Source organism: uncultured Treponema sp. (assembly GCF_934725225.1).
Taxonomy (GTDB): domain Bacteria; phylum Spirochaetota; class Spirochaetia; order Treponematales; family Treponemataceae; genus Treponema_D.
Genome location: NZ_CAKVAM010000006.1, coordinates 99,279 through 124,235, shown reverse-complemented (window position 1 = coordinate 124,235; position 24,957 = coordinate 99,279). Strand labels below are relative to the sequence as shown.

Below are 24,957 nucleotides of genomic sequence, written 5' to 3'. Positions count from 1 at the left end.
TTTTAGGATTCAATGTCCGCTTTTTGCAGAAGCTCTGTTTCCCATTCGAGCAGGGCTTTTTCTTCTTGCGTCTTGTTTCCTTTTACATCACACATAATTCTAAAGACTGGCTCTGTTCCGCTTGGACGCATCCAGATAAATGCGACAGGCTGATTTGAACTGTCCAAGAATTTTACTTTTAGTCCGCCGTTCGCATTGTTCCAGTTTTGGTCAGCGGCAGTTTCTTTTGTGCCGTTTGTCGTGAACGCTTCGTAGCTTGAAATTCCGTATTCATTTTTGAGCTGCTCTTTTTTTTCTTCCCAAGATGAAATGAATTCTTTTCTGAAGTTTTCCTTGAGCTTGCCTTTGTCCTGCGTTTTTACTTGAAGAACTGCGCGGCTTTCGCTTACGCCAGTTGTTGTGTATTCAGGCAGTGTGGAAATAACATCGTTGAGCGTAAAGTTGTCATTGTATTTTTCTTCCTGTCCGGACATCTTGCACCACAAATGAAACAGTCCGATTTTATTTTTTGTGTCCCGCAGCGCAAGGAGTTTTACCAAGGCAAAAATTGTTGCAACCGGATCCCGTACTGCGGAAGGGTATGTTATGTTTCCGCCGTTGCTTCCTTCCCCGAATATTCTTACGTTAAAGCCTTCGCTTCTTTTTTCTCGCGCAAGGTTCACTACGTTTGCTTCTCCAACTTCCGCGCGGAATACTTTTGCATTCAGGCTGGCGCAAATTTTGTCAATTCTCATGGAAGTAGGGCAGTTTACAGCTACCGCAAGATTTTTTGTGTCCGGATTTTTCCAGTATTCAAACGTAAGTTCCGACATTACGCACAGCGCGAACACTTCTTGTGCCGGCACGGTTTTTGCCTCTTTGCCGTTCCAGTAGACAACGTTTCCACGGTCGCCGTCGCAGTCAGGCATATAACCAAGCAGGGCGGATTTGTTTCCTTCTTTTTGAAGCTCGTTGATTTTTTTCGCGCAATGCACAAGATTTTCTGGCTCTGGAATTATTGCGTGGACAATTTTATCTTCGTTGAATGGAATAAAACCGATTCCGCTTTCCGGGATAAATTTTTTATCTATTGAAGTTGCGCGGGCAGAACCATTCATGTCGCACACAATGCTAAGCGGATTTTTCTGCGCTGCCTTTTTTAAAATGTTGAACAGCTTGTGCTGAAATAAATTTTTGGAGCTTCCGGCTATTACGGTTTTTATAAATTTTTCGTAGGCGGCAAGAGACTGTTTTTTATACTTGGCGCATTTTGCGTACACATTTTCAACTTGTGCTTTTTGCGTTTTGAATGCAAGTGAAAGTGCGTGGTCTTCTGCTCCGGCTGAATTGCATTTTGCTGCAAAGCTTTCTGCGAGTTTTTTTGATTCCCCGGCTTCAAGAACGCCTCCATTGTTCAGACCGAATTTTATTCCGTTGTGTCCTATTGGATTGTGGCTTGCTGAAATGTAGAGGAATCCGTCATGCTTTCTTGAGTACGCCATTATTTCCGGGGCGGCGGCAGTTCCAAGAAAAACAACTTTTATTCCGCAGGCGCAAAGTCCTTGAATTACATTGAGCGCGATTTCTTTTCCTGTGGGGCGGGTGTCTGTTGCCACGACAACTGACGGCTCTTTTTTTTCTGTTTTTGAAATTATATATTCAGCGAATGTTTCTGCGATTAAAAGGCAGAGAAAACTGTTTGCTTCTCCGATTTTTGGCGATGTGTCTTCCGCATCCATGCTTTCTGCAAAAACTTTTCTCCAGCCGGACGCCGATAAAATCATATTGTGTTCCATAATGTGTTCCATTATAACGCTTTTGCCGCTGGTGTGGAAGCGAACAAATTTACAGGTTCTTAAGGCAAAGCTTTAAACAGCGATGGGAAAGATTGATGGTTTGGAGGAAAGAAAACGGCGAGTGTCATTGTCGGACTTGTTCCGGCAATCCATAATGGGTCTTCGGGTCAAGCCCGAAGATGACGATGCGTGAAAAAACTTGCGTTGCACATTGCCTTTTTTTTCAATATAATAATCCGCATTATGTCAGAAAGAAACGAAAAAGAACTTTGCCACTGGGCAGACCAGCAGGCTTCAAGAATTATCAAGCAGAAAGGCGACCTTGACCTTTACACCTGCGCTTCTGGAATTACACCGAGCGGAACTGTTCACATTGGAAACTTCCGCGAAATTATTACTGTTGATTTGATTGTGCGCGCTCTCCGTGACCGGGGCAAGAATGTGCGCTTTATTTATTCTTGGGACGACTACGATGTTTTCAGAAAAGTTCCGGGCAATATGCCTCAGCCGGAAGTTCTTGAAAAATATCTGCGCTATCCAATCACAATGGTGCCAGATACTTTTGGACGCGATGAAAACTATGCGCGCCATCACGAAGTTGATATTGAAACTCAGCTACCGCGCGTTGGAATCCATCCTGAATTTTTGTATCAGGCGAGCCGTTACCGCGCGAACCGTTACACAGAAGGAATGAAAAAGGCATTGCAAAACCGCGAGCTTATAAAAGAATGCCTGAACGAATACCGCGACGAGCAGCATAAAATGAAGCCAGAAGACATTTACTGGCCAATAGCCGCTTTCTGCTGCAAATGCAATAAGGACGAAACTGAAATCCTTGACTACGATGGCGAGTATGGCGTTACATATAAATGTAAGGCTTGCGGACACGAAGAAAAAGGCGACCTTCGCACTTCAAAAGAATTCAAGCTGGGCTGGCGTGTTGACTGGCCGATGAGATGGAACGAAGAAAAAGTTGTATTCGAGCCGGGCGGAAAAGATCACATTTCTCCGGGCGGAAGCTACGACACTGCAAAACTTGTAAGCAAGAAAGTTTTCGGCTGGGATGCTCCAGTTACAATGAAGTACGACTTTGTAAAGCTCAAAGGTGTTCCGGGAAAAATGTCGTCTTCAAAAGGAAAAGTAATTTCGCTTGTTGATGCTCTTGAAGTTTATCAGCCTGAAGTTTTGCGCTACATTTTCGCCATGAACAAAGTTGACCACGAGTTCAGCATCAGCTTTGACTTGGACGTTGTTACAATATACGAAGCTTACGACAAGACAGAGCGAATTGCCTGGGGAATCGACAAGGCAAAGAACGAAGATTTGTTCCTCAAGGAAAAACGCATCTACGAACTTAGCCAGATTGAAAACGGAATGCCGAAAGTTCAGCCGTATCAGATTGGATTCCGCTTGCTTACAACTTTGCTTCAGACTTATTCAGGCGACATCGATGCGGTTATTGCTTCCCTTAAGGATGTAAAAGAAGAACAGAAGGAAACTTTGCGCCGCCGCTGTGAATGCGCTTGGTACTGGATTAAAGAAAGCGCTCCAGACTGCGCTCCGGATTTCTGCTTTACTTTAAGAGAAGACGGTTCTAAGGCTGAAGATATTTCCGGTGAAATGCTGACTGCTGTGCGCCGTGTGCGTGATGAAGTTGTTCCTCGCCTTGATACTTTTGCGGTTGACAAGGAATGCCAGCAGGCGATGTACGACATTGCGACAGAACTCGGTCTTGAGTCAAAGGCGTTGTTTACAGCTTTGTATCATGCTTTGATTGGAAAAGATCAGGGACCGCGCCTTGCAAGTTTCTTTAGGATTATCGGAAAAGAAAAACTTCAGAAAATCCTGAGCGTATATTAAAAAGTTTCCGGGGATGTTCCAAAAGTTTAAAATGTCATTATCGTGCTTGATACGGCAATGACATTTAGAACTTGTTAGACATCCCTATTTTCTTGGGTTGTTCAAATGAAGAAGAAAATTTATTTTTCACTTGCGCTGAATATTCTGATTGCCGCATTCGAAATTGCCGCTGTGATTTTGTCCATAATTGAATATGGCGGATTTAGTTTTTTTAAATTTTATACGCAGGACAGCAATATTCTCTTGGGGATTTCGTGCGCTGTTATGGCATTTTGTAAAATCCGTTTTTTACATTCAGGCAAGAAAATTCCTGATTCAGTAAAACTGTTTTCCTACATTGCGGTTTGCTGCACAACGCTCACAATTACGGTTGTTCTTGCCTTGCTCATTCCGAATGCTGGCGGATACACAATGAAGAATTTCAGCCATTATATGCTTGAAGGTTCCGGATTTTTTATGCATTTTGTTTGCCCTGTTCTGGCTTTGATTTCTTTCATTTTCTTTGAAGAAATTCCGCTGAAATTTTTGCATACAGTTTGCGCAATTGTTCCCACGCTGATTTATGCTGTTGTTCTTTTTGTCTTGAATATTGCCCGCGTTTTGGTCGGTCCGTATTTTTTTCTTCACGTTTACGAGCAGAGCGTTCTTGCTTCTGTGGGCTGGACGTTTGTTGTAATCGGCGGAAACTATTTGATGAGCGTTGGAATTTGGGCGGCATCTAGGAAAAAATCATTTTGAAAGCTGTATTTTGTGTTGCAGTTGCGAATGATTTCTTAAGTATGCTAAAATGAGCTTATGTTAAAAAATTTTCTTTGGGTGTTTTTTATTTCGATGGTGCCGCTTATTGAACTTAGGGGCGCGATTCCTGTTTCGCAGGCGTTAAAATTGCCGGTGATTTCTTCTTACATTGTCAGCATAATTGGAAATATGATTCCTGTTCCTTTTATTTTTTTGTTCGCAAGAAAGTTTTTGGAGTGGGGTCAGGACAAGCGTCTTGTGGGCGGAATCTGCCGTTTCTTTTTGCTCAGGGGAACTGCTGCCGGTGAAAAAATGCAGGCAAAAGCTGGACGCGGGCTTTACTTTGCGCTTTTTCTTTTTGTAGGAATTCCGCTTCCGGGAACTGGAGCTTGGACTGGAACTCTTGCGGCTAGCCTTCTGGACTTGGACGGAAAAAAGACATCTCTTGCCGTTATGGGAGGCGTTTTGCTTGCCGGCGTGATTATGCTTGTTTTGACATTGCTGGGATTCGGAGCTGCAAACGCAGTCGCAGGATAAAAAGTTAATAAAGAAGCTGCCCGTTTAGGACAGCTTGTGATTTGTTATGCTGCTGTTTTGTAGTCAGTAACAGCAATTTCTGTAACACTTTCCTTTAGCTTGTTTACAATCTTTTCGATGTTTTTTGCGACTTCATCAGTAAAAAGTTCTTCGCCGCATTGAGGGCATTTTAGACAAGGAACATTGCGGATAATTACAATGCATTTTCCAAGGTCTGCCATGAATGTTGTAATATCTTCTTTCATTTCTCCTTTGCAGAAAAAGCAGTTTTCATTTTTCATTATAGTCCTCCTGTCTTTTTTCTTGTATCAAAGTTTTCGTTCCAGCTTTCTGAACTAGGATAGTATGCAGTTATCATCCATATATATTTTTCGTTTGAACTGCAACAAATGTGCAGGCTTTGGTTTGATTCTGTTTTGCCAAGAATAAGACAGCTTGGCACTGGATAGTCGTCTGCATATTGTTCTATAATTCTGCCGTTCATTATAGCATTTTCAACATCAGCTTGGCTAATTCCACGTTGAATAAGCCTTGTAAGAATGTGCCTTGTCCAGCGGATTTTATGCTCTTTGCAAAGTTCCTGTATTTTTTTCAAACTGATATTATTTGATTCCATTGCATTTATATTATAGCATAAAATTAAAAAAGCTGTCCGTTTAGGACAGCTTGTGATTTGTTATGCCTGCAATGCTGTAACTGCTACTGTTGCAACAATGTCGTCAACGTTGCAGCCGCGGCTAAGGTCGTTAAGCGGTTTTGCGAATCCTTGGCATACAGGTCCAATCGCCATCCAGCCGCCCATTCTCTGGGCAATCTTGTAGCCGATGTTTCCTGCGTTGATATTTGGGAATACAAAAACGTTTGCGTGTCCTGCAACTTTGCTTCCCGGAGCTTTTAGCTCGCCAACTTCTGGAGCAACTGCGGCATCAAACTGAAATTCTCCGTCCAATGCCAAGTCCGGCGCTTTTTCCTGAGCAAGTTTTACAGCTTCCTGAACTTTTGGAACGCTCTTGAAGAACTTGTCGTCGTTTCCGCTTCCTTTTGTGCTGAAGCTTAGCATGGCGACTCTTGGCTCGATTCCTGCAATTTTCTTTGCTGTGTCGGCTGTCGCAACTGCGATGTCAGCAAGCTCTTCACTTGAAGGCTCGATGTTGATTGCGCAGTCAGCAAGAAGAGCAACGCCTTCCTTTATGTATTTGTTTCCGCATTCCGGGGCAACCATGATAAAACTTGATGAAACTGTTTTTATTCCAGGAGCTGTTTTTATAACCTGAAGTCCCGGGCGCAATGTGTTTGCAGTTGAGTGGCAAGCGCCGCTTACAAATCCGTCTGCGTCTCCAGCCTTGAGAATGAGAGCTCCGAACATTGTGCGGTCTTTGAGAATGTAGTTTTTTGCATCCTGAACTGTAGGATATTCTGCCTGACCAGTTTTCTTGTTGATTTTGCCTTCACGTGTCTTGAACAAAAGTTCCGCGTACTTGTCTGTGTTTGTGCTTGTTGCTGGATCTACAAGCTCGATTCCTGAAAGGTCAACTCCCGGAGCTGCCTTTGCACATTCGTCTGCGTTTCCGATAAGGATGATTTTTGCAATTCCTTCCTTTACGATTTTTGCCGCCGCTTCAACAACGCGCTTGTCCTCGCCTTCGCAAAGAACGATTTTTTTTCCGGCCGATTTAGCCTTTTCTTTCAACTGTGAAACAAAATCCATAATGCACCTTCTTTAATTGTTTTGCTTGAAAATCGGGCAACCGGAATTCGAATCCGGGACCTCGTGCCCCCCAGACACGCACGCTAACCAACTGCGCTATTGCCCGAAAAGCACTGCAATTATATCAAATGGCGTATTGATTATCAATTGCAGCGGAAAAGGTATATTTTGTTCATCTTGTGCGCATACTTCATTTTTATTGCAACAGGGGGTATTTTGTGGTAGCATTTTCGGCAGATTCGTAAAAGAAAATGAAGAACAATATTAAGCTAAAAAATCATCTATTGTAATTATTTTAGTTTCAACTCTCATTGTCACAAATCTTTTTGTGGGAGTGGTTTCCTACTATGTTTCTGCGGGCGCAGTAGATGAAATCAGTTCGGGCATCGGGTCTCTTGAAAAAATGATTCAGGTTCAATCCAAAAATGTTCAGCAGGCATCTTCTGCAATTGAACAGATGATTGGCAATATATCTTCCGTGAATGCTTCCGTGGGCAAGATGATTTCTTCCTTTGACCAGTTTGAGGAGCATTCTAATACTGGAATTGCCAACCAGTCGAATGTAAATGAAATGATTCTTGACATTGAGCAGCAGTCGAAAATTCTTCAGGACGCAAACCTTGCGATTGCAGGCATTGCTTCGCAGACAAACCTTCTTGCTATGAATGCCGCGATTGAGGCAGCCCATGCAGGCGAGGCCGGAATGGGATTCAGCGTGGTTGCGGATGAAATTAGAAAATTGTCGGCAACTTCATCGGAGCGCTCACATTCCATAGGTGCGCGGCTGGCAAAAATTCAGGAGACAATAAAAGGCGTTGTCTCTCTTTCAAATGAGACATTGTCGGAATTTTCGCTTGTTTCAGACAATATTGCGGAAACAGGCCAGATTGTGGCGCAGATAAAAAATGCGATGGAAGAACATCAGATAGGCTCAAAGCAGATTATAGATGCCCTTCAGTCTATGAACGATTCTACTGCCGAAGTAAAATCTTCGTCTGCGAAAATGTCTGAGGACAACAGGCATATCCTTGCAAAAGTGAAAAAGCTTCAGTCAACTGCTTTGACAATAAAAGACAGTATGGACAGAATGCAGGAAAACTCCACGGCTGCAGATGAGAGCAGGAAGATGCTTTCTGCAATTTCCGGCGATATTACAGACTCAGTAAAAGAAATCGGCGGCAAGATTGGACTTTTCAAGGTGTAGCACTGGCTTACATTTTTTTTCGCTTTCTTTTTTTTCCCAGACAGCTACAGTACGCATCGTTGTTTAAATGAAGGCTTAAAAGAGGCAAAATTCAGCTGTATAGACAATATCAGGTGTTTTTTATAAAAAAAATATATTTTTTTTAGTTTCCTTTTGGATTTTCCAGACAGTTTGATATATAATATAAATAGGTAGTCCTAATTCAGGGCTTTATAAAGCAGTTAAAAACGGCGCAGGAAGAGAGGCGAATGCAGAAAACGCTCTGTTTTGCTGCCGCGGAAGCGGCAACGTTGATAGTTCAAAGGAAAAACAGTGCGTATTTTTGCAGACACATCTCGAACAGAATCTGTTTTTAGATAGAATTGTATTCAAATTAACAGGAGAAAACTATGAAGAAATATATTTTCTTGATTTTACCAGCGGTAATGCTAATGCTTGCCTCGTGCATGGATTCCGCAAGCGGAAACGGTGGAGCTGGCTCTGTTCTTGTTGCGCTTCCGGGCTCTTCCCGGAATGTCTCTAGCAGTGGCAGGGCCGACTCGTACACAGTTTCCCTGCTGAAAGGCGGAAAAGTTATAGAAAGCCAGACAGCCGTGCCGGGGGGGGCAGTGGAGTTCAATGAGCTTGATGCCGGAAGCTACACGGTTGACGTTGAGGCGACTTTAAGCGGTGCCTTGAGCGGCGTGGGAAGCGCGGAAGTTGCAGTTACAGAGGGTGAGACGGCTTCATGCAGCGTTCTTATGAACAGAGTGTACACTGCGGCGCAGGCTGCGGAGCGTATAAGCGATAATAACGGCGAGAACTGGAACATAATTGTTGCCGGTCCGATAGATGACGACGGCTTGTTAGAAATAGCTAAAAATTTAAAGGATGTTCTTACAGAAGGTTGCATAAGCCTTGACCTTGGCAGGACAACCGGGCTTAGCTCAATTGGTGTGACAAAGTTTCAGAACTGCACAGCTCTTTCTGCCATAGTTCTCCCGGAGGGAATAGGCTCTATTGATGAAAATGCTTTTGATGGATGCACATCACTTGCAAGTGTAACGATTCCAGATACTGTGAATGAAATAGGACAATTTGCGTTCCGTAATTGTTCTGCTCTTAAGAGCATAGAGATTCCAAACAGTGTAACAACGATTGCTATTGGCGCGTTCAGGGACTGCACGGCTCTAACAAGCATAGAGATTCCAAGGGGAGTAATTACGATTGGTTCAGACTCATTTAATGGTTGCACGGCTCTTGAAAGTATAGAGATTCCAGACAGTGTAACAACAATAGAAAGGGCTGCATTTCATGGATGCTCGTCTCTAACAGATGTATATATTCCGGACAGCGTTACTGAAATTGGAAATCAAACATTTACTAACTGTTCCAATCTAAAAAGCATAGTTCTTTCGACGAGAATAACTTCAATAGCTGAGCAAGTATTCAGGAACTGCACGGCTCTAACAAGCATAGAGATTCCAGATGGCGTAAGTGAAATAAAAAGTAGTGCATTTATGAGCTGTGAGGTTCTTGAATCTATAACAATTCCGGTTAGTGTAACTTCAATTGAAACAGGTGCATTCGTTTCATGCAATAAACTGAAAAGTGTAAAATATAAAGGCTTGTCGGATGATTGGAGTGGAATTGCAATAGGCAGTAACAATCCTTTTGAAAGCGGCAGTAGTGGTATCAAAATAATATGTTCTGATAAGGAAATAACTCTATAGCCAATCTTTTTCTACACCATGCAATGTGAATAACAAGACCGCGTCTGTTTAGGCGCGGTTTTGTTGTTGGCCATGAGGTCCTGGCTGGTGATTTGCTTTCCGTCTTTGTAGTACTCGTCATATCGTTTAGTCGGAGCTTTTTCCACTTTTAGGTAAGTCGCTCTCTTCATATTTTCAGTCTCGTTTTTGGAATCCTTCTCGCTCAGATTGCCGTCAATATAAAGTATGGCTTCTTTCGGTGTTATTACTGATTCGCTGCTGATCTCATATTTACATATAATCTTCACGTATGAACCATCCCGCTCGCCTTCTTCTGTTAATATGAGTGTTGTTCCGCTCACCGTGTACTTGTATTCCTGGTTTTTCTCATACTGTTTGCTTCCGGCTCTAAGCGGAATGTCTTTCCTGTGCTGATTGTTTGATTTTTTCATTTGTGTTAATATGTTTGTAAAATTCTTGCCGGCATGGAAATACCGGTTTTTTCGAGGTGAAGTATGGCAAAGAATATTGATTGGGCGAATCTTCCTTTTGGTTATCAGGTAACAGATAAGAGATTTGTTGCTAACTACAAGAACGGCGCATGGGACGCAGGCGAGCTTGCTTCCGATGCTACTGTGCATATTTCTGAGTGCGCTGGAGTTCTTCAGTATGCCCAGACTTGCTTTGAAGGTCTCAAGGCTTACACAACAAAAGACGGCAGAATTGTTACTTTCCGCCCGGACTTGAACGCTGACCGCATGGCTTCTTCCTGCGAGCGTCTTGAAATGCCGGTGTTCCCAAAAGAGCGTTTTGTTCAGGCTGTGCTTGATACTGTAAAGGCGAACATTGACTGGGTTCCTCCTTTTGGAAGCGGCGCGACTTTGTATATCCGTCCGTATATGTTTGGTTCAAATGCTGTAATCGGTGTAAAGCCTGCTGACGAATATCAGTTTAGAATTCTTGTTACTCCGGTTGGTCCATATTTCAAGGGCGGAGTTAAGCCGATTGTTGTCCGCATTTCAGACTTGGACAGAGCCGCTCCTCATGGAACTGGCGACATAAAAGCCGGACTTAACTATGCGATGAGCCTTCACAATATCATGGACGCGCACAGAAACGGCTTTGCTGAAAATATGTATCTTGATCCTGCGACACACACTTATATTGAAGAAACTGGTGGAGCAAACATTCTCTTTGTTACAAAAGACGGAAAACTTGTTACTCCAAAGTCAAACAGCATTCTTCCTTCAATCACACGCCGTTCTTTGATTCAGGTTGCAAAAGATTATCTTGGAATTGAAGTTGAGGAGCGCAAGATTAACAAGAACGAGCTTGCGGACTTTGCTGAATGCGGACTTTGCGGAACTGCCGCTGTAATTTCTCCAATCGGAAAAATTGTTGACCACGGAACAGAAATCAATGTTCCAAGCGGAATGGAAGAAATCGGACCGGTTCTTAAAAAGCTCCGTGAAACTTTGACAGGAATCCAGATGGGCGAAATAAAGGCTCCAGAAGGCTGGATTTACGAAATTAAATAATCGGAAATTTCAGCTTATTGCTGTGAATCCCTGGCTACGGTCAGGGATTTTTTTATAAATGTGAATGGAGATTATCGGGTCTAGCCCGATAATGACATAGTTAAATGTCTCATTGTTCTACGCCGAATTTCTTCTTTCTGATAATCAGGTACGAAGCAATTACTGCTGTTCCGGTTATTATCCAGCTGATTGGATAAACGTTCATTATTGTTTCAAATGAAGGATATTTTTTGAATACGGTTGCAAGCCAAGTAAGCCTAAAGAGGCATGAGCCTGCCAGCGTAAGAACTGCCGGAAGCATTGAGTATCCCATTCCGCGCAAAGCGCCTGCCGTAATTTCGTAGCTGCTTGTAAGGAAGTCAAGCGATTCCACATGGACTAATCTTATGAGCGCAAATGCGATTACCGCTTCGTCCACGGTGTAAACTCTGATAACAGCTCTTCTAAAGAATACAAAGACAAAGCACATTGCCCCGGAAATAATTACGCTGCACAGCATTGAAAGCCTGTAGATTTTTTTGCATCTGCTGAATTTCTTTGCGCCGTAGTTCTGGCTTGTAAAAGTTGTCGCCGCCTGAGTGAACGCGCTTACAACAAAGTATGAAAAGTATTCAAAGTTGAGCGCCGCCGCCGAGCCTGCCATTGCGTTGCTTCCGAATGAATTTATTCCGCCTTGAATGCAGATGTTTGAAAAGCAGAAAACCATTCCCTGCAAGCCAGCCGGAACTCCTATGCGCGCGATTTTTGCAAGCTGGCTTTTGTTTATATGAAGTTTTCTTAAATCCAGTCTGAGCGATTCTTCTTCATTCAGCAGAAATAAAATTATCATGGTTGCGCTTACGTAATTTGAAATTACAGTTGAAATTGCAACTCCAGCAACGCCCATTCTGAATACAATTACAAAAACAAGGTTCAGGATAACGTTGAGAATTCCCGCCGCAATCAGACAGTACAAAGGACGGTTTGAATCTCCCTTGCTTCTTAGAACTGCCGAGCCGAAGTTGTACACCATGATTGCCGGCATTCCAAGAAAGTAAATCCGCAGGTAAAGAGCCGCAAGCACAAGAACTTCATCAGGCGTTCCGATTGCTTCAAGAATTGGCTTTGAAAGAAGCGGTCCTATTACCGCAAGAAAAATTCCGCTTATGACTGCCACGGAAATTACTGTGTGTACCGCCGACTTGATTTCGTCTTTTCTGTTCTGGCCGATTAAAGTTGCAATCAGAACATTTGCGCCAATCGACATTCCCACAAAAATATTTATGATTAAGTTGATTATCGGAGCGTTGTTTCCTACCGCCGCCAAAGATGTGCTTCCGGAAAATCTTCCCACGACTGCCACATCTGCGGAATTAAAAACTTGCTGAAGAATGCTGCTTGCCGCGAACGGAAGAGAGAACACTAGAATCTTTCCAAGAAGCGGACCGTTGAGCATGTCAATTGAATTTTTTCCTGCGCTCATTTTACGACTTCTCCAGAACAAAAAGATATTCGGAAACGTGAATGTTTCTTGCGTTGAGGTTTCGCGAGCCTCTGAATGTATTGTATGCGATTTCAACGGTTTTAAGTTTTCCGTATTTTTCAAGCATGGATTTCATTTCGCCGAATTTTATAAATCCTTCTGAATTATATGAAATGATTACGAATTTTGCATCAAGCGCGCTGATTATTTTTTCCATGGAATTTAACGCGCTGTTTTTTTTGTTGAACATTGAACGGTTCCAGTTCGCGGGAATCCCGGAAACTTTGCTGAGCTTTGCGTCCGGCATTTTGTTTTGCGCGATTATGTTCAGCATGAAATAATTTGAGCCGTAAGGATGCTGGTTGTACGGCGGATCTAAATATGCAATGTCAATTTTTTTCAGCTTGGAGGAAAGCTCGACTGTGTCCTCTTTGTAGATTTCAGTTTTTGACTTGAAGTTGCTGAACACTGGAACTGGAAGCTCCACTTGCCCCATGATTCTTGAAAGCGCGTTTTTTCCTGTTCCGCCAAAGCAGCCAAGCCCGGTGTTTTTGTTTTTGTAGAATCCCTTGAAAATTCCAGAAGTGTTGACGTGCACAGAAGCTTCCGTTAAAAGCGGCGCGATAAAAAATTTTTTGTATTCTTCGCAGTCAACAAGCTCGTCTATGAGCGTGCGGTAAGAGTCGATTCGTTCTGCGTTTTCTCTCGTGTAAAAAGCCCGCTCGCCTGCCTGAATGTCCTCTGTGTTTTTTGGCGCGTAGTTTTCGCAGATTATTCCGGGGATTTTCTGCTCGAAGAATTCTTTTTCAATTGATTTTCTGTAGCTGAAATATTTTTCGCTGTCAAAGTCTTTCTTGTTGAAAAGATAGCAGCTGTTCAGAATTGAAGAGTAGTCTTCCAAGTCGTTCACGATTACTGTTGAAGAATATTGCTTGAGCATCCGCGCTACAATTCCCGAGCCTGAAAATAAATCCGCGCAGACAAGCTTTTGCTTTTTGAGCTTTGATTTTATCTGTTCGATTTCGGGGCGGATGTTTCCAATCAGAATCCGTTTGTTTCCGATGTAAGTTATAATTTGCGTTGTCAGGTAGTCTGTGTTTTCTGCCATTTTCTGTTCCTCGCAAATTCAGCGGAATGTTTTACAGTTTCTGTTTTGCTCAAGGATTTAAAAAGGAAATTTCTGTGTTCTAAGATACTCCAGAAACCAAGGAACTTCAAGGGATTTTTACACTGAAAAATTGCTGCAAGGTGAATGATTGTTATTGCCCGGCATAGCTTGTCATCTTCGGACTTGACCCGGAGAATTGTTGCAGGGAAGATTATCCAGGCAAGCTGGATAATGACAACCGGATGGCGGCTTGTTTTGTCATTGCTCGCACTTGATATGGCAATCAACATTGGTTACAAAATTCATCTTAATTGACCTATGTTCCATAAAACGGTATTATATGCGTAAAAGTTCTACTTAAATCTTCTGCTTTCAAAAAAATCTAAATAAGGGGTAAGAATAATGCCGTATTCTGAGCCAACTGATCTTGCTGTTGTAGCGTGTCCGGGCGGAGAGTCTTTCGCCAATGAAGTCATCACACATTTGCGCCACATGTACAAGCACCGTTTTTCTTTGAAGAGCGATGTTATTTCAAAACGCTACGGACTTGAAAAGGAAAATATCGTTCAGCAGATTAACTTGAAGAATGATATTGAAACTAGCGACCTGTGCATTCGCGGTGTAACAGACAAATACCGCGCGCCGTTTTTTAAGGTCAACGCAAGGTTCACATATTTTGCAAACGGAGAATTCAAGACAGAACTTTTGGATTGCATCCGCGGAAAAGATGTTTATATTTTTCAGGATGTTGAAAACCACGAAAAGCTTGCTCTTAACGATGGAAAAAATATTCTTAGCCTAAGCGTAAACGACCACGTTATGAGCCTTCTTGTTACAATTGATGCTGTGCGACAGGCTGGAGCGCGCCAGATTACTTTGGTTTTGCCGGCTTATCCTTACAGCCGCCAGCATAAAAAGAAGAGCCGCGAAGGTCTTACAGCCGCTCTTTTGGGACACATTTATGAAATGATGGAAGTTAAGCGCATTATCACACTTGACCTTCATTCACGCGAAATTGTAAATGCGTTTGCCCACACTCACTGCGAAAATCTTCATGCTTCATACCAGATTATCCGCGAGCTTGCACGTGTAGTTGATCTTACAAAAGAAGATCTTGTTGTTGTAAGCCCGGACACTGGAGCAATTGACCGCAATAAATTCTATGCGACTGGACTTAAAAAGCCGCTTGCCATGATTTACAAAGAGCGCGACTATTCAATCGTTACTCAGGATGCAAAAAATACAAACATCAAGAGCATTAAGCTTTTGGGCGATGTAAAAGGAAAAGTTGCTTTCCTTGCAGACGATATGCTTGGCACAGGCGGAACTTTGCTCAAGGCGATGGGATTTTTGCATGAGCAGGGTGCGACAAAAGTTATTGCTGCAATCAGCCTTCCGTTCTTTACAGGAAATGCGATTGAGCAGTTTGATGAAGCGTACAGCAAAGGCTTGTTCTATAGAATAATTGGAACTAATGCGGTTTACCATGAGGAGCTTTTAAAGCGTGAATGGTATATCAGCACAAATGTTTCTGGTCTTTTTGCAAACGTAATCACAAGGCTTCACCACGACCAGTCTTTGAGCGACTTGCTTGACAACCGCACAATCATAGACAAACTTATAAAAGTTTCAACTCCTGCTGAAAAAGCTGAGTAATATTTTTAAACGGCATATTTCTTTTTGATGAATGATTTCTAAAAAAGCGGTATGCCGTTATTGTTTTTGGAAAATTGTTTTGTATGGAACAAACTGTTCTTGCCGTTGATATTGGAACATCTTCTTTAAAGGCTGCCTTTGTTTCTGAAAAAGGAAAGGTTTGCGCATTCAGCCGCCGTCCATTTTTGCTTTGCAACACGGAACATGCTTCAAAGGAATGGCTTCCTGCCTTTCAGAATGCTTTGCAGGATTTGGTTTCCCAGTCGCCGGAAATTCGTCCAAGCGGAATTTGCGTAAGCGGAAACGGTCCTACTCTTGTTGCCCAGTCAGGCGAAACTCTTTTATGGAACGAAAAAGTTGTTCAGTTAAAATCCAGTTCACTTTTTATTCCGCGCTTGCTTGCGTTTAAAGACAAGTTTCCCGATGTATGGAAAAAGAGCGAGCTGGTTTTCAGCGGCCCTGAATATTTTTTGTGGCTTCTTACTGGAGAGCCTTGCACAATTCTCCCTGAAAAAAGATTTGAGTCCGCATATTGGAACAAGCAGCTTCTTTTGGAAAGCGGATTTTCAGCTGACGAAATAAACAAGCTTCCTTCATTTGCAGAACCTTCGCATAAACTTGCAGGACTTTCAAGAAAAGCGTCTTCGTTTTTGGGCGCGGAAGAATTCGGAATAAAAGAAGGTCTTCCTGTTTTTTGCGGAGCTCCTGATTTTATTTCTGCGCTTGTTGGCACTGCGACTGTAAAGCCATGCATTTTGTGCGACAGGGCTGGCTCTAGCGAAGGTCTTAACTTCTGCACGGCTGTTCCTCTTGAAGGTGAAAAAATCCGTACGCTTCCTTCTGTTGTGCCGGAACTTTGGAACGCTTCTGTTTTGCTTCCTGATTCAGGCTCAAAGTTTGATTCTTTTAAATTGAAAATTGAACGCGAGCTTGGAAAGCAGATTGAATATTCGGCTCTTGTTCAGGAAATAATAGGAAGCGACGGAACAAATGCTTCTTTAGACCAAGGCAAATATCTTATGATTCAGACCGCACTGAATTTAAAAGATGCGATTGGAATTTTAAAAGCTGCCGCTGCAAAAAAAGAAATTCCGTTTCCCGATGAAATGCGAGTTGCAGGCGGTCAGGCAAAAAGCGCGCTTTGGAATCAGATGAAAGCCGATATAACTGGAATGAAAATTTCAGTTCCTTCTTGCCCTGATGCGGAACTTTTGGGAGATGCGGCATTTGCATTTACAGCGTTGAAAGTTTTTCCTAATTTGGTTTGCGCATCTGAATCTTTGTTTTCCAAGACGGAAACTTTTTATCCGCAGAACTATTAAAGGTTTGGGCGCACGTGAAGCTTTATTCAATTCCTAAGAAAATAAAAACTTTTATTTTTGATATTGACGGAACTCTTTACACAAGCCCGGAATTTGTTGCGGAGCAAGTCGATGTTCAGATTCGGCATTACGCGCATATAAACGGCATTTCCGAAGATTCCGCAAGAAGCATGATTGAAGGCTACAGAAAAAAATGGAGCGCGGAACACGGCGGAAAAAAAATCAGCTTGGGAAACACTTTTCCTGCGTTCGGCGTGGATATTGAAACTAGCATAAAGTGGCGCAATGAGCTTTTGCAGCCTGAAAAATTTCTTTCGCCAGATTTGAAGTTGAAAGAGTTTCTTGGGGAATTAAAAAAATCCTTCAACCTGATTTGCGTTACCAACAATCCTGTAAAAGCCGCAAGAAGAACTTTGGCGGCAGTTGGAATTTCAGAGCTTATTCCTGATGTGATTGGACTTGATACTTGCATGAAGTCTAAGCCCGCAAAAGAAATGCTTGAACTTGCCGCGAAAAAAACTTCAAGTGAATTTTGCGAGTGCGTTTCCGTGGGCGACAGATTTGACATAGACATTGCGCTTCCGCTTGAGCTTGGCATGGGCGGAATCCTTGTAGACGGCGCGCAGGATGTTGTAAAAATTCTTGATGAAATAAAATCTATTGACTAAAAAAAATCTTTGCTGTATAAGTTTGAACTCCGAGGTGTTTTATGGCTCAAGAAAAACTTATTGACAAAGTAAACGATACTCCGCTTAGAAAAATCGCTTATCCGCTTGTAATTGAAAATCTTCTTTTTCTTGCATTTTCCAGCATTGATGTTTTTATGCTGTCTGGCTATTCAGACAAGGCGGTTGCGGCCGTTGGTCTTATAACGCAGTACACTTGGTTTCTTCTTGTTTTGCTGCAAGTGATTCCAAACGGCGCGACAATTTCCCTTACAAATTTTTTGGGAGCAGGGCAGACTGAAAAAGCCAAGAAAATTTCCCGGACGGCATTGCAGATGGTGATTGTGTTCGGCTTGTTTTTTGGACTTGCGTTTGCGTTTTTAATTCCGCAGATTCTAAAAAAATACAACATTGACGATGAAGTGCGTTTGTTTGCAAGCCAGTACGCTTTTATTTATTCAGCGTTTTCTGTTTTCAGCGGAATCTCTATCGTTCAGTCTTCTATTTTGAGAAGCTACGGACACACAAAAGACGCGATGGTTGTAAATGCAATTGCAAATTCTTTAAATATTGTGGGAAACGCTCTTGCTTTGTACGGCTGGTTCGGTCTGCCAGTTCTGGGCGTAAAAGGCGTTGCAATTTCCACGGTTGCAAGCCAGTTTGCAGGAGCTGTCATTCTTTCTGTTAGAATCGCTTGCTTAAAAGATTCAAAGTATTCAATAAAAAATCCGTTTAAAATTGTAAAAAGCGAATGGAGGCAGATTCTAAAAATTGGAGTTCCTACCGCAGGCGAAAGTGTTTCCTGGAATTTGTCGCAGCTTGTTATAATGATTATAATCACAACGTTCGGAACAGAAGCAATTGCCGCGTTCACTTATCTTATGACGATTTTGCGCTTTATCTACATGATTGCGATTTCCATAGGAACGGCTTCTCAAATTAAAACCGGACATTATTGTGGCGCGGGACTTCAGCAGACTGCGTACAAAAATGTTTTTTGCTATCAAATTTCTGGAAGCGCGGTGAGCCTTTTTATTGCGACTGTGATTTTTATTTTCCGCCACCAGATGATTGCGTTTTTTACTACGGACGCTGCGATTACTTCTATAATACTTTCTGTAATGCCAGTAACATTTTTCCTGGAGCTTGGGCGTTCCATAAATGTCATTATTATTCCGTGCCTCATGGCTTCTGGCGACATTCACTTTCCTGTTGGAGCCGGAATTTTTTCAAACTGGATGATTTCAACTTTGCTTTCTTATGTCTTTGCGATTGTTTTTGGCTGGGGATTTATTGGAGTTATAATTGCGATGGCGTGCGACGAGCTTTTCCGCGGAATGCTGATGATTTTTAGATGGAAGTCAAAAGTCTGGATGTATAAAAAGGCAGTGTGAAAGTTTTAGATGATGAATGACAAAGCCCGTGCAAAAAATTGCACGGGCTTTCCTTTTAACAACAATATAGATTTACTTTTTCCAAGGGTTTTTGCGGATGAAAGTTTCATCACGTTCGTAGCCTACGGAAATAATGCTTACTGGTGTGCCTGTGAATGCTTCTATGAATTCCACATAAGCACGCGCATTTTTTGGCATTTTCTTGTAGTTTCTGCATTCCTTGAGCGAAGTTTTCCAGCCGGAAAATTTCTGAAGAATCGGCTTTGCGCTGTTAAGCTGGTCGATGTTCGCAGGGAAGTCTGTTACAATTTTTCCGTTTATTTCGTACCCAACACAAGCTTCAATCTGATCCATTGCATCGTAAATATCAAGATGTGTAAGAACAAGGCTGTCCAAGCTGTTTACACGGCAGGCGTAGCGCAACGCAACCAAATCAAGGTAGCCGCATCTTCTGGCTCTTCCTGTTGTAACTCCGTATTCACGTCCTGTGTCGCGCACATACTGACAAAGCTCGCCTTCGCTTGTGGCGTTGAACTCTGTTGGCATCGGACCGTTTCCTACGCGTGTTTCGTAAGCCTTGAAAACTCCAAGAATGTGGTCAAGGTTATGAGGACCGATTCCGCAGCCTGTAGCAGCTCCAGCCGCGCAAGAAGCTCCAGAGCTTACATAAGGATATGTTCCAGAATCAATATCGAGCATTGCGCCCTGCGCGCCTTCAAAGAGAATGTTTTCTTTGCGGAATTCCCACATCTTTTGTGTAAGGTCTACACGCATCTGCAAAAGCTGCTCTTTGTATTTATCAAGATATTCAATGTCTTCTTTTTCAAGGTCAGCAAGTTTTTCTGTCCAGTCCAAGTCTGCAAGGCGGAGTCCGTCGCGGTGAGCTTTTTCACTGTAGGCAATTCCGATTCCGCGTCCAGTTGTTCCGATTGGGCGTTTGCGGGAAGCGTCTCTGTCTTTGTCCATCTGGCGGTATCTTGGAAGAATAAGGTGCGCGCGGTCAGAAATAAATACTCTGCCTTCCCAGTCCACGCCGTTGTCTTTTATCATCTTAAGCTCTTCAAACAAGGCTTCCGGATCAATTACCATTCCTGCTCCAAGAAAAACCTTTTTGTCTGAATAAAGGATTCCGCTTGGAACTTGATGAAGCGCAAATTGTTTTCCATCTACAACAATTGTATGTCCTGCGTTCGGACCTCCTGAATAGCGGACAACATATTTTGCGTCCTTTGCAAGGTAGTCTACAATTTTGCCTTTTCCTTCATCGCCCCACTGAGCGCCAATGATAACAACATTCATTTATAATTCCTCCAAGGCTTTCCGCCTAGAATTTTTAATTTAGTTTCAGCTGTGAATAGAAGTGTTGCGTACTGTAACGTCGTGCGCGCTTCCTTCGCTGATTGTTGTGGATGAAACAAGTGTAAGTTTTGCTTTCTGCTGAAGCTCTGGAATTGAAAGTGCGCCGCAGTTGCACATTGTGTGAATTACCTTGCTCATTGAAAGCGAAACATTGTCGTGCAAGCGTCCGGCATAAGGAACGTAAGAGTCAACGCCTTCTTCAAATGCCATTCCCTTTTTTCCGCCGAGGTCGTAACGCTGCCAGTTGCGCGCCCTGTTGCTTCCTTCGCCCCAGTATTCCTTTACGTAGTTTCCGTTGATGATAAGCTTGTTTGTAGGAGACTCGTCGAATCTTGCAAAGTAGCGTCCGAGCATTACAAAATCCGCGCCCATTGCAAGTGCAAGTGTTATGTGGTAGTCGTGAACGATTCCGCCGTCCGAGCAGATTGGAACGTAGATTCCTGTCTTTGCGTAGTATTCATCGCGCGCTTTTGCAACTTCGATTGTAGCTGTTGCCTGTCCGCGTCCGATTCCTTTTTGCTCGCGTGTAATGCAGATTGAGCCGCCGCCGATTCCGATTTTTACAAAGTCCGCGCCGTTTTCAGCAAGGAACATAAAGCCTTCGCGGTCAACAACGTTTCCAGCTCCAACTTTTACATCTTTGCCGAATTTTTCGTGGATGTCGTGAAGAGCTCTTGATTGCCATTCTGAATATCCTTCGCTTGAATCAAGGCACAAAATATCAACGCCAGCCTTTAAAAGTGCCGGAACTCTTTCCATGTAGTCGCGTGTATTGATTCCTGCACCAACAATGTATCTGTGGTCGCTGTCCATAAGCTCGTTTGGATGGCTTTCGTGGTTGTCAAAGTCTTTTCTGAATACAATTGAAACAAGATGATTTTTGTCATCAATTATAGGAAGTTGATTTACTTTGTGCGCCCAGATTAAGTCGTTTGCCGCGCTTAAAGTGATTCCGTCTTTGCCAGTAACGAGTTTTGCAAATGGCGTCATATATTCGCTTACTTTTGAGTTTGCAGGAACATGGTCAATTCTAAAGTCGCGTTCTGTGATGATTCCTTCAAGCTTTCCGTGCGCAGTTCCGTCGTCTGTTACGGCGATTGTGCTGTGTCCAGTTTGTTCTATTAAAGATACAACTTCTTCAAGAGTCTGATCCGGGCGGATATTTGAGTCGGAAGTTACAAATCCTGCTTTGTATGATTTTACGCGCGCAACCATTGCCGCCTGATTTTCGATTGTCTGCGAGCCGAATATAAAACTGATTCCGCCTTCTTTTGCAAGGGCAATTGCCATTTTGTCATCAGAAACCGACTGCATGACCGCGCTTACCAAAGGAATGTTCATTGAAAGCGAAGGTTTTTCGCCTGATTTTTTGTTGAATCTTACAACTGGTGTTTTCAGTGAAACATTTTCTGGAATGCATTCTGCGGATGTGTAGCCGGGAATTAACAGATACTCACCGAATGTGTGAGACGGTTCTTCGTAAAAGTATGCCATTTTGCCCTCTTGAAATGAAATTAGGCAGCTAAAGTGCCTTTAAAATTTCAGCATATTATATAAAAAACGGCCTGTTCTGTCTATTCTTTAGTTATGGAGGGAGGAAAACCAACTAATTCGTAAGCGTAGTTTTTCCTCCCTCCATGCCACCCTCCTTTCCTTGCAACGCTTAGGGCTGCGCCCTAAGAACCTGCTTGAATTTTTATTTCTCTGAATATGCGGTAAGAAAAAGAAAGCGGCAACAGAGCCGTTTTGAGCGATGGCAAGCGATTGTAAAATCGCGCAGTCCGATTCCATTTACGCTCAACTTGGCGAATTGACGTGCTTTTTCTTATAGCATATTCAGATGTTTGGCATTTTGTGAAGAAGGATGTTTGTTGCAGTAAGAAAAAGTGCGGCTGAATTTTATGTATAGAGGCAGTTCTATACAAACAAATCCCTTGACAATATTGACTGGGGGGGGGTAGGCTTGTTTAAAATTTTTTGCGGAAAAGTTTAAATGTGGCTTTAGTTTTTTTAATATGTCTTTATTAAAAAACGATTTTAAACTAGAATGCAGACAGGCAAAGGCATGGGAAAGCAGAAATTTTCTATAGAGTTTAAACTTGAAGTTGTTGGAAAGTACGAGCCGGGAACATTCGGCTACAAAAGGCTTGCAAAAATGTACGGACTTTCCAGGGACACTGTGCGCAGCTGGGTCTTGAATCCAAAGTTAAATCCTAACAAAAATTCAGAAGAAGAAACTGCGCAATAATTTTTATCCTCTTTGTTTTAGCGCGGAAAGATTTTTTTCCAGCAGAACAAGGCGATTTTTTAGTTCTCGCACTTGGTCAAGGCTTTTCATTATCTTGGACTGCATATAGGTGTCCGCAAGGATTCCGTCGAAAAGAAAATCCGCGAACGTTGCAAATGTCATTGTGTTCATTCTAAAATCCACAGGAATTACAACCTGCCTGAGTTCCGCCTGAAGCTGTTGCAAAAGAAAACTTATCTGGTTCATTATGTCTGCCGCTGTGTTCAGTTTGTAATGCTTTATAAGGTCAACGAAAGTTCCTCCGCCGAACATATCGATAAATCCCCAGTTGCGTGCGCTCTTGAATTTTTTTTCCGCCGCTTCTACAAGTGGAAGTGTTTGCCGTATAAGTGCCAATGCCCGCTCGAGCCTGTTTTTTTCAATTTCGTCCATAGTGTAACTATAAAATAAATAGTAGAAACTTGCAAACTCAGGAAAAGAGGATTTCCGGGCGGAGTCATGCCCTCAGGCATCTTCTTATCGTGTTGCGGGAGACTCCGACGAAATGCGCAATCCGGTTTATGCTCATGCCCCAGCGGTGCATTGCCTTTATCTGGAATTCCGCGCCGTCCAGAAGATGCTCGTTGTTTTGTCTTCCCTTGGGGCGGCCGATATGCACGTTCTGCGCCTTTTTGAGCGCGAGGGCTTCCTTTGTGCGCTGTGAAATCAGGTTGCGCTCGATTTCCGCGCTTAGTCCGAACGCGAATGCAAGTACTTTGGACTGGATGTCGTCTCCGAGTCGGTAGCCGTCCTTTATCGTCCAGATCCGCGCGCCTTTTTCCATAATCAGGTTCAGAATCGACATAATCATAAAAAGGCTTCTGCCAAGGCGCGAAAGCTCGCTGCATATAATCAGGTCGCCTTTTTGGATGTGAGAAAGAAGCCTGCCCAGCTCGCGTTTGTCCGGCGTGAGTGTTCCGCTGATTGTCTCTTCAATCCAGGCTCCGACTTCAAGCGAATTCTTTTTGCAGAACCGCAGAATCTCGAACCGCTGATTCTCGACCGTCTGTTTGTCCGTGCTGACCCGAATGTAACCGTAAACCATAATGAAAAGATAATAAATTTAAGGCGGAAAGGGAATTTCTTGTTAATCTGTGCAGTTTTTGCAAAAAATGGTATATATTATAGATGCGTGGCAAGAAATGAGGTGAAAAATGAATATAAAGTGTCCTAACTGCGGGCAGCTGATTGCGCTGGAGCAGAATGTTTATGATTCGATTGCGAACGATGTGCGGAACGAGCAGTTTGAAATTGAGCTTGAAAAGCGCGCGGCGTCCTTGAGCAAGGAAAAGGAATCGGCGGTTCAGCTTGCGGTCTCAAAGGCGCAGAATGAGAAGGAAAAGGAAATTGCGTCTTTGGAGGCAAAACTTTCAAAACTGTCGGCGGAATTCGAGGCGGAAAAGCAGAAGTCAAGGTCGGAATTTCAGGCTGCGCTGGCGGAAAAAAATCAGCAGATTACGAAAATTTCAGCGGAGCTTGGAGCGGCAAAGGAAAAGTCGCAGTCGGAGCTGAAAATTGCGCTTGCCTCAAAGGAACAGGAAATCGCGCTTTTGAATGAAAAGATTAGTTCCGGCAAACGTGATTCCGAAATTGCAGTGAAATCCGCAGTTCAGGACAAGGAAAAGGAAATCATTCAGCTTAAAAGCGACCTTGCGGTTATGGAAAACAAGTCGAAAAGCGAAGTTTCTTCTATAAAAGAGCAGTTTTCGGCGCAGCTCAAGGCAAAGGACGAGGAAATTGCGTTCTACAAGGACTTCAAGGCGAAGGAATCGACCAAGAGAATCGGCGAGGACTTGGAGCAGTTCTGCCTTACGGAGTTCAACAAGAACCGCGCGCTTGGTTTTCAGAATTCGTATTTTGAAAAGGACAACAAGGTTTCGCGTGCTTCGGGCAGCAAGGGCGACTTTATTTTTAGGGAATCGAGCAGCGACGGCGTGGAATTCATTTCAATTATGTTTGAGATGAAAAATCAGGCTGACGAAACGGCGACCAAGCACAAGAACGAGGATTTTCTGAAGGAGCTGGACAAGGACAGGAACGAGAAGGGCTGCGAGTATGCGGTTCTGGTTTCCATGCTTGAAAGCGATAACGACTACTATAACATGGGAATCGTGGACGTTTCGTACAAGTATCCGAAGATGTACGTGATTCGCCCGCAGTTTTTTATTCCGGTGATTACCTTTCTGCGGAACGCCGCCATGAACACTCTTGAGTCAAAGCGCGAGCTTAGGCGGATTCAAGAGCAGAACATGGACATCACGCATTTTGAGGAGGACTTGAACCGCTTTAAGGACGGATTCAGCCGGAACTACGATTTGGCGAGCCGAAAATTCATGAGCGCGGTCGATCAGATTGACAAGGCGATTTCAAACCTGCAGAAGATGAAGGAGGATTTGCTTAGCTCCGAGAACAACTACCGCCTTGCGAACAACAAACTCGAAGATTTGACCGTGAAAAAACTTGTGAAAAATAATCCCACGATGAAGCAGAAGTTCGACGAACTGAAAGGGGAATGATGAGTGACGGATGTCAGTCTGATATGGGCTGGCAGTTTGCCATTATTTAGGCTGAAAAGATGCCATTGCTGAACTTGATTTCTATGTCATCTTCGGACTTGACCCGAAGATCTTTTGCAGGTGATTGTCGTATCAAG

General features: G+C 43.2%; 24 protein-coding genes and 1 tRNA gene. 13 read left to right on the top strand and 12 right to left on the bottom strand.

Features of this window, described 5'->3' with window-relative positions; translation table 11 throughout:
• Positions 1-2: 2 nt before the first annotated feature.
• Positions 3-1,775: a phosphoglucomutase gene (locus Q0H92_RS10150; protein ID WP_296014644.1), complete on the bottom strand. Its 1,773-nt coding sequence runs from the start codon at positions 1,773-1,775 to the stop codon at positions 3-5.
• Between the two features lie 243 nt (positions 1,776-2,018).
• Here Q0H92_RS10150 and lysS point away from each other — a divergent pair, with 243 nt between their 5' ends.
• The 3 genes from lysS to Q0H92_RS10135 all read left to right on the top strand — a co-directional run bounded on the left by lysS (position 2,019) and on the right by Q0H92_RS10135 (position 4,910).
• Positions 2,019-3,635, top strand: a complete 1,617-nt coding sequence (lysS, locus tag Q0H92_RS10145) for a lysine--tRNA ligase (RefSeq protein WP_296014642.1) — start codon at positions 2,019-2,021, stop codon at positions 3,633-3,635.
• 105 nt (positions 3,636-3,740) lie between these two features.
• A complete protein-coding gene (locus Q0H92_RS10140; RefSeq protein WP_296014640.1) occupies positions 3,741-4,373 on the top strand; it encodes a hypothetical protein in 633 nt (210 codons plus the stop codon).
• Positions 4,374-4,430: 57 nt separating this feature from the next.
• On the top strand, positions 4,431-4,910 hold the full coding sequence (locus Q0H92_RS10135; protein WP_296014638.1) for a small multi-drug export protein: 480 nt from the start codon (positions 4,431-4,433) through the stop codon (positions 4,908-4,910).
• A gap of 44 nt (positions 4,911-4,954) precedes the next feature.
• Here Q0H92_RS10135 and Q0H92_RS10130 read toward each other — a convergent pair whose 3' ends face one another.
• The 4 genes from Q0H92_RS10130 to Q0H92_RS10115 form a co-directional block, all read right to left on the bottom strand.
• Positions 4,955-5,191: a type II toxin-antitoxin system MqsA family antitoxin gene (locus tag Q0H92_RS10130; RefSeq protein WP_296014637.1), complete on the bottom strand. Its 237-nt coding sequence runs from the start codon at positions 5,189-5,191 to the stop codon at positions 4,955-4,957.
• Complete coding sequence (locus Q0H92_RS10125) at positions 5,191-5,526, bottom strand: DUF4258 domain-containing protein (RefSeq protein WP_296014634.1); 336 nt, start codon at positions 5,524-5,526, stop codon at positions 5,191-5,193. The genes Q0H92_RS10130 and Q0H92_RS10125 overlap by 1 nt, the downstream gene beginning before the upstream one ends.
• Before the next feature lie 60 nt (positions 5,527-5,586).
• Positions 5,587-6,618, bottom strand: coding sequence for a phosphate acetyltransferase (gene pta / locus Q0H92_RS10120; RefSeq protein ID WP_296014633.1), 1,032 nt, complete (start codon positions 6,616-6,618; stop codon positions 5,587-5,589).
• 32 nt (positions 6,619-6,650) lie between these two features.
• Positions 6,651-6,724 (bottom strand) — tRNA-Pro (locus tag Q0H92_RS10115).
• Between the two features lie 222 nt (positions 6,725-6,946).
• Here Q0H92_RS10115 and Q0H92_RS10110 point away from each other — a divergent pair.
• Together Q0H92_RS10110 and Q0H92_RS10105 are read left to right on the top strand one after the other, a co-directional pair.
• On the top strand, positions 6,947-7,822 hold the full coding sequence (locus Q0H92_RS10110; protein ID WP_296014631.1) for a methyl-accepting chemotaxis protein: 876 nt from the start codon (positions 6,947-6,949) through the stop codon (positions 7,820-7,822).
• Between the two features lie 389 nt (positions 7,823-8,211).
• Complete coding sequence (locus Q0H92_RS10105) at positions 8,212-9,534, top strand: leucine-rich repeat domain-containing protein (protein WP_296014629.1); 1,323 nt, start codon at positions 8,212-8,214, stop codon at positions 9,532-9,534.
• Positions 9,535-9,545: 11 nt separating this feature from the next.
• On the opposite strand, the gene Q0H92_RS10100 is transcribed toward Q0H92_RS10105, so the two are convergent.
• Positions 9,546-9,965, bottom strand: a complete 420-nt coding sequence (locus Q0H92_RS10100; protein ID WP_296014627.1) for a hypothetical protein — start codon at positions 9,963-9,965, stop codon at positions 9,546-9,548.
• Between the two features lie 63 nt (positions 9,966-10,028).
• Between Q0H92_RS10100 and Q0H92_RS10095 the strand changes: the two genes are divergently transcribed.
• Positions 10,029-11,051 carry a branched-chain amino acid aminotransferase gene (locus tag Q0H92_RS10095; RefSeq protein WP_296014625.1) on the top strand — a complete coding sequence of 341 codons (1,023 nt, stop codon included), beginning with the start codon at positions 10,029-10,031 and terminating at the stop codon, positions 11,049-11,051.
• A 109-nt stretch (positions 11,052-11,160) separates the two neighbouring features.
• Here Q0H92_RS10095 and Q0H92_RS10090 read toward each other — a convergent pair whose 3' ends face one another.
• Both Q0H92_RS10090 and Q0H92_RS10085 read right to left on the bottom strand, forming a co-directional pair.
• Positions 11,161-12,513 (bottom strand): MATE family efflux transporter, encoded by a 1,353-nt coding sequence (locus tag Q0H92_RS10090; protein ID WP_296014623.1) that lies wholly within the window; start codon positions 12,511-12,513, stop codon positions 11,161-11,163.
• A 1-nt stretch (position 12,514) separates the two neighbouring features.
• On the bottom strand, positions 12,515-13,621 hold the full coding sequence (locus Q0H92_RS10085; protein WP_296014621.1) for a DNA adenine methylase: 1,107 nt from the start codon (positions 13,619-13,621) through the stop codon (positions 12,515-12,517).
• A 144-nt stretch (positions 13,622-13,765) separates the two neighbouring features.
• Here Q0H92_RS10085 and Q0H92_RS10080 point away from each other — a divergent pair, with 144 nt between their 5' ends.
• The 5 genes from Q0H92_RS10080 to Q0H92_RS10060 all read left to right on the top strand — a co-directional run bounded on the left by Q0H92_RS10080 (position 13,766) and on the right by Q0H92_RS10060 (position 18,658).
• Entirely contained in the window at positions 13,766-13,936 is a 171-nt protein-coding gene (locus Q0H92_RS10080) for a hypothetical protein (RefSeq protein WP_296014620.1), read from the top strand.
• 87 nt (positions 13,937-14,023) lie between these two features.
• Positions 14,024-15,277, top strand: a complete 1,254-nt coding sequence (gene prs / locus Q0H92_RS10075) for a ribose-phosphate diphosphokinase (RefSeq protein WP_296014617.1) — start codon at positions 14,024-14,026, stop codon at positions 15,275-15,277.
• Positions 15,278-15,360: 83 nt separating this feature from the next.
• Entirely contained in the window at positions 15,361-16,599 is a 1,239-nt protein-coding gene (locus tag Q0H92_RS10070) for an FGGY-family carbohydrate kinase (protein ID WP_296014614.1), read from the top strand.
• 14 nt (positions 16,600-16,613) lie between these two features.
• Complete coding sequence (locus tag Q0H92_RS10065) at positions 16,614-17,267, top strand: HAD family hydrolase (RefSeq protein ID WP_296014613.1); 654 nt, start codon at positions 16,614-16,616, stop codon at positions 17,265-17,267.
• Positions 17,268-17,308: 41 nt separating this feature from the next.
• A complete protein-coding gene (locus tag Q0H92_RS10060; protein ID WP_296014612.1) occupies positions 17,309-18,658 on the top strand; it encodes an MATE family efflux transporter in 1,350 nt (449 codons plus the stop codon).
• 72 nt (positions 18,659-18,730) lie between these two features.
• On the opposite strand, the gene purA is transcribed toward Q0H92_RS10060, so the two are convergent.
• Both purA and Q0H92_RS10050 read right to left on the bottom strand, forming a co-directional pair.
• Positions 18,731-19,957 (bottom strand): adenylosuccinate synthase, encoded by a 1,227-nt coding sequence (gene purA, locus Q0H92_RS10055; protein ID WP_296014609.1) that lies wholly within the window; start codon positions 19,955-19,957, stop codon positions 18,731-18,733.
• Between the two features lie 45 nt (positions 19,958-20,002).
• Positions 20,003-21,511, bottom strand: a complete 1,509-nt coding sequence (locus tag Q0H92_RS10050; RefSeq protein ID WP_296014602.1) for an IMP dehydrogenase — start codon at positions 21,509-21,511, stop codon at positions 20,003-20,005.
• A 553-nt stretch (positions 21,512-22,064) separates the two neighbouring features.
• Here Q0H92_RS10050 and Q0H92_RS10045 point away from each other — a divergent pair.
• Entirely contained in the window at positions 22,065-22,265 is a 201-nt protein-coding gene (locus Q0H92_RS10045; RefSeq protein WP_296014597.1) for a transposase, read from the top strand.
• Positions 22,266-22,268: 3 nt separating this feature from the next.
• On the opposite strand, the gene Q0H92_RS10040 is transcribed toward Q0H92_RS10045, so the two are convergent.
• Both Q0H92_RS10040 and Q0H92_RS10035 read right to left on the bottom strand, forming a co-directional pair.
• Positions 22,269-22,697 carry a hypothetical protein gene (locus Q0H92_RS10040; RefSeq protein WP_296014593.1) on the bottom strand — a complete coding sequence of 143 codons (429 nt, stop codon included), beginning with the start codon at positions 22,695-22,697 and terminating at the stop codon, positions 22,269-22,271.
• A gap of 64 nt (positions 22,698-22,761) precedes the next feature.
• On the bottom strand, positions 22,762-23,349 hold the full coding sequence (locus Q0H92_RS10035) for a master DNA invertase Mpi family serine-type recombinase (protein ID WP_296014590.1): 588 nt from the start codon (positions 23,347-23,349) through the stop codon (positions 22,762-22,764).
• A gap of 109 nt (positions 23,350-23,458) precedes the next feature.
• Here Q0H92_RS10035 and Q0H92_RS10030 point away from each other — a divergent pair, with 109 nt between their 5' ends.
• Positions 23,459-24,820 (top strand): DUF2130 domain-containing protein, encoded by a 1,362-nt coding sequence (locus tag Q0H92_RS10030; protein WP_296014589.1) that lies wholly within the window; start codon positions 23,459-23,461, stop codon positions 24,818-24,820.
• Positions 24,821-24,957: the final 137 nt, after the last annotated feature.

What these genes read in the sequence shown, in the direction of transcription:
- Q0H92_RS10150 (WP_296014644.1), bottom strand. Translation starts at nt 1,775, where the DNA reads ATGGAACACAATATGATTTTATCGGCGTCCGGCTGGAGAAAAGTTTTT.
- lysS (WP_296014642.1), top strand. Translation starts at nt 2,019, where the DNA reads ATGTCAGAAAGAAACGAAAAAGAACTTTGCCACTGGGCAGACCAGCAG.
- Q0H92_RS10140 (WP_296014640.1), top strand. Translation starts at nt 3,741, where the DNA reads ATGAAGAAGAAAATTTATTTTTCACTTGCGCTGAATATTCTGATTGCC.
- Q0H92_RS10135 (WP_296014638.1), top strand. Translation starts at nt 4,431, where the DNA reads ATGTTAAAAAATTTTCTTTGGGTGTTTTTTATTTCGATGGTGCCGCTT.
- Q0H92_RS10130 (WP_296014637.1), bottom strand. Translation starts at nt 5,191, where the DNA reads ATGAAAAATGAAAACTGCTTTTTCTGCAAAGGAGAAATGAAAGAAGAT.
- Q0H92_RS10125 (WP_296014634.1), bottom strand. Translation starts at nt 5,526, where the DNA reads ATGGAATCAAATAATATCAGTTTGAAAAAAATACAGGAACTTTGCAAA.
- pta (WP_296014633.1), bottom strand. Translation starts at nt 6,618, where the DNA reads ATGGATTTTGTTTCACAGTTGAAAGAAAAGGCTAAATCGGCCGGAAAA.
- Q0H92_RS10105 (WP_296014629.1), top strand. Translation starts at nt 8,212, where the DNA reads ATGAAGAAATATATTTTCTTGATTTTACCAGCGGTAATGCTAATGCTT.
- Q0H92_RS10100 (WP_296014627.1), bottom strand. Translation starts at nt 9,965, where the DNA reads ATGAAAAAATCAAACAATCAGCACAGGAAAGACATTCCGCTTAGAGCC.
- Q0H92_RS10095 (WP_296014625.1), top strand. Translation starts at nt 10,029, where the DNA reads ATGGCAAAGAATATTGATTGGGCGAATCTTCCTTTTGGTTATCAGGTA.
- Q0H92_RS10090 (WP_296014623.1), bottom strand. Translation starts at nt 12,513, where the DNA reads ATGAGCGCAGGAAAAAATTCAATTGACATGCTCAACGGTCCGCTTCTT.
- Q0H92_RS10085 (WP_296014621.1), bottom strand. Translation starts at nt 13,621, where the DNA reads ATGGCAGAAAACACAGACTACCTGACAACGCAAATTATAACTTACATC.
- Q0H92_RS10080 (WP_296014620.1), top strand. Translation starts at nt 13,766, where the DNA reads ATGATTGTTATTGCCCGGCATAGCTTGTCATCTTCGGACTTGACCCGG.
- prs (WP_296014617.1), top strand. Translation starts at nt 14,024, where the DNA reads ATGCCGTATTCTGAGCCAACTGATCTTGCTGTTGTAGCGTGTCCGGGC.
- Q0H92_RS10070 (WP_296014614.1), top strand. Translation starts at nt 15,361, where the DNA reads ATGGAACAAACTGTTCTTGCCGTTGATATTGGAACATCTTCTTTAAAG.
- Q0H92_RS10060 (WP_296014612.1), top strand. Translation starts at nt 17,309, where the DNA reads ATGGCTCAAGAAAAACTTATTGACAAAGTAAACGATACTCCGCTTAGA.
- purA (WP_296014609.1), bottom strand. Translation starts at nt 19,957, where the DNA reads ATGAATGTTGTTATCATTGGCGCTCAGTGGGGCGATGAAGGAAAAGGC.
- Q0H92_RS10050 (WP_296014602.1), bottom strand. Translation starts at nt 21,511, where the DNA reads ATGGCATACTTTTACGAAGAACCGTCTCACACATTCGGTGAGTATCTG.
- Q0H92_RS10045 (WP_296014597.1), top strand. Translation starts at nt 22,065, where the DNA reads ATGCAGACAGGCAAAGGCATGGGAAAGCAGAAATTTTCTATAGAGTTT.
- Q0H92_RS10040 (WP_296014593.1), bottom strand. Translation starts at nt 22,697, where the DNA reads ATGGACGAAATTGAAAAAAACAGGCTCGAGCGGGCATTGGCACTTATA.
- Q0H92_RS10035 (WP_296014590.1), bottom strand. Translation starts at nt 23,349, where the DNA reads ATGGTTTACGGTTACATTCGGGTCAGCACGGACAAACAGACGGTCGAG.
- Q0H92_RS10030 (WP_296014589.1), top strand. Translation starts at nt 23,459, where the DNA reads ATGAATATAAAGTGTCCTAACTGCGGGCAGCTGATTGCGCTGGAGCAG.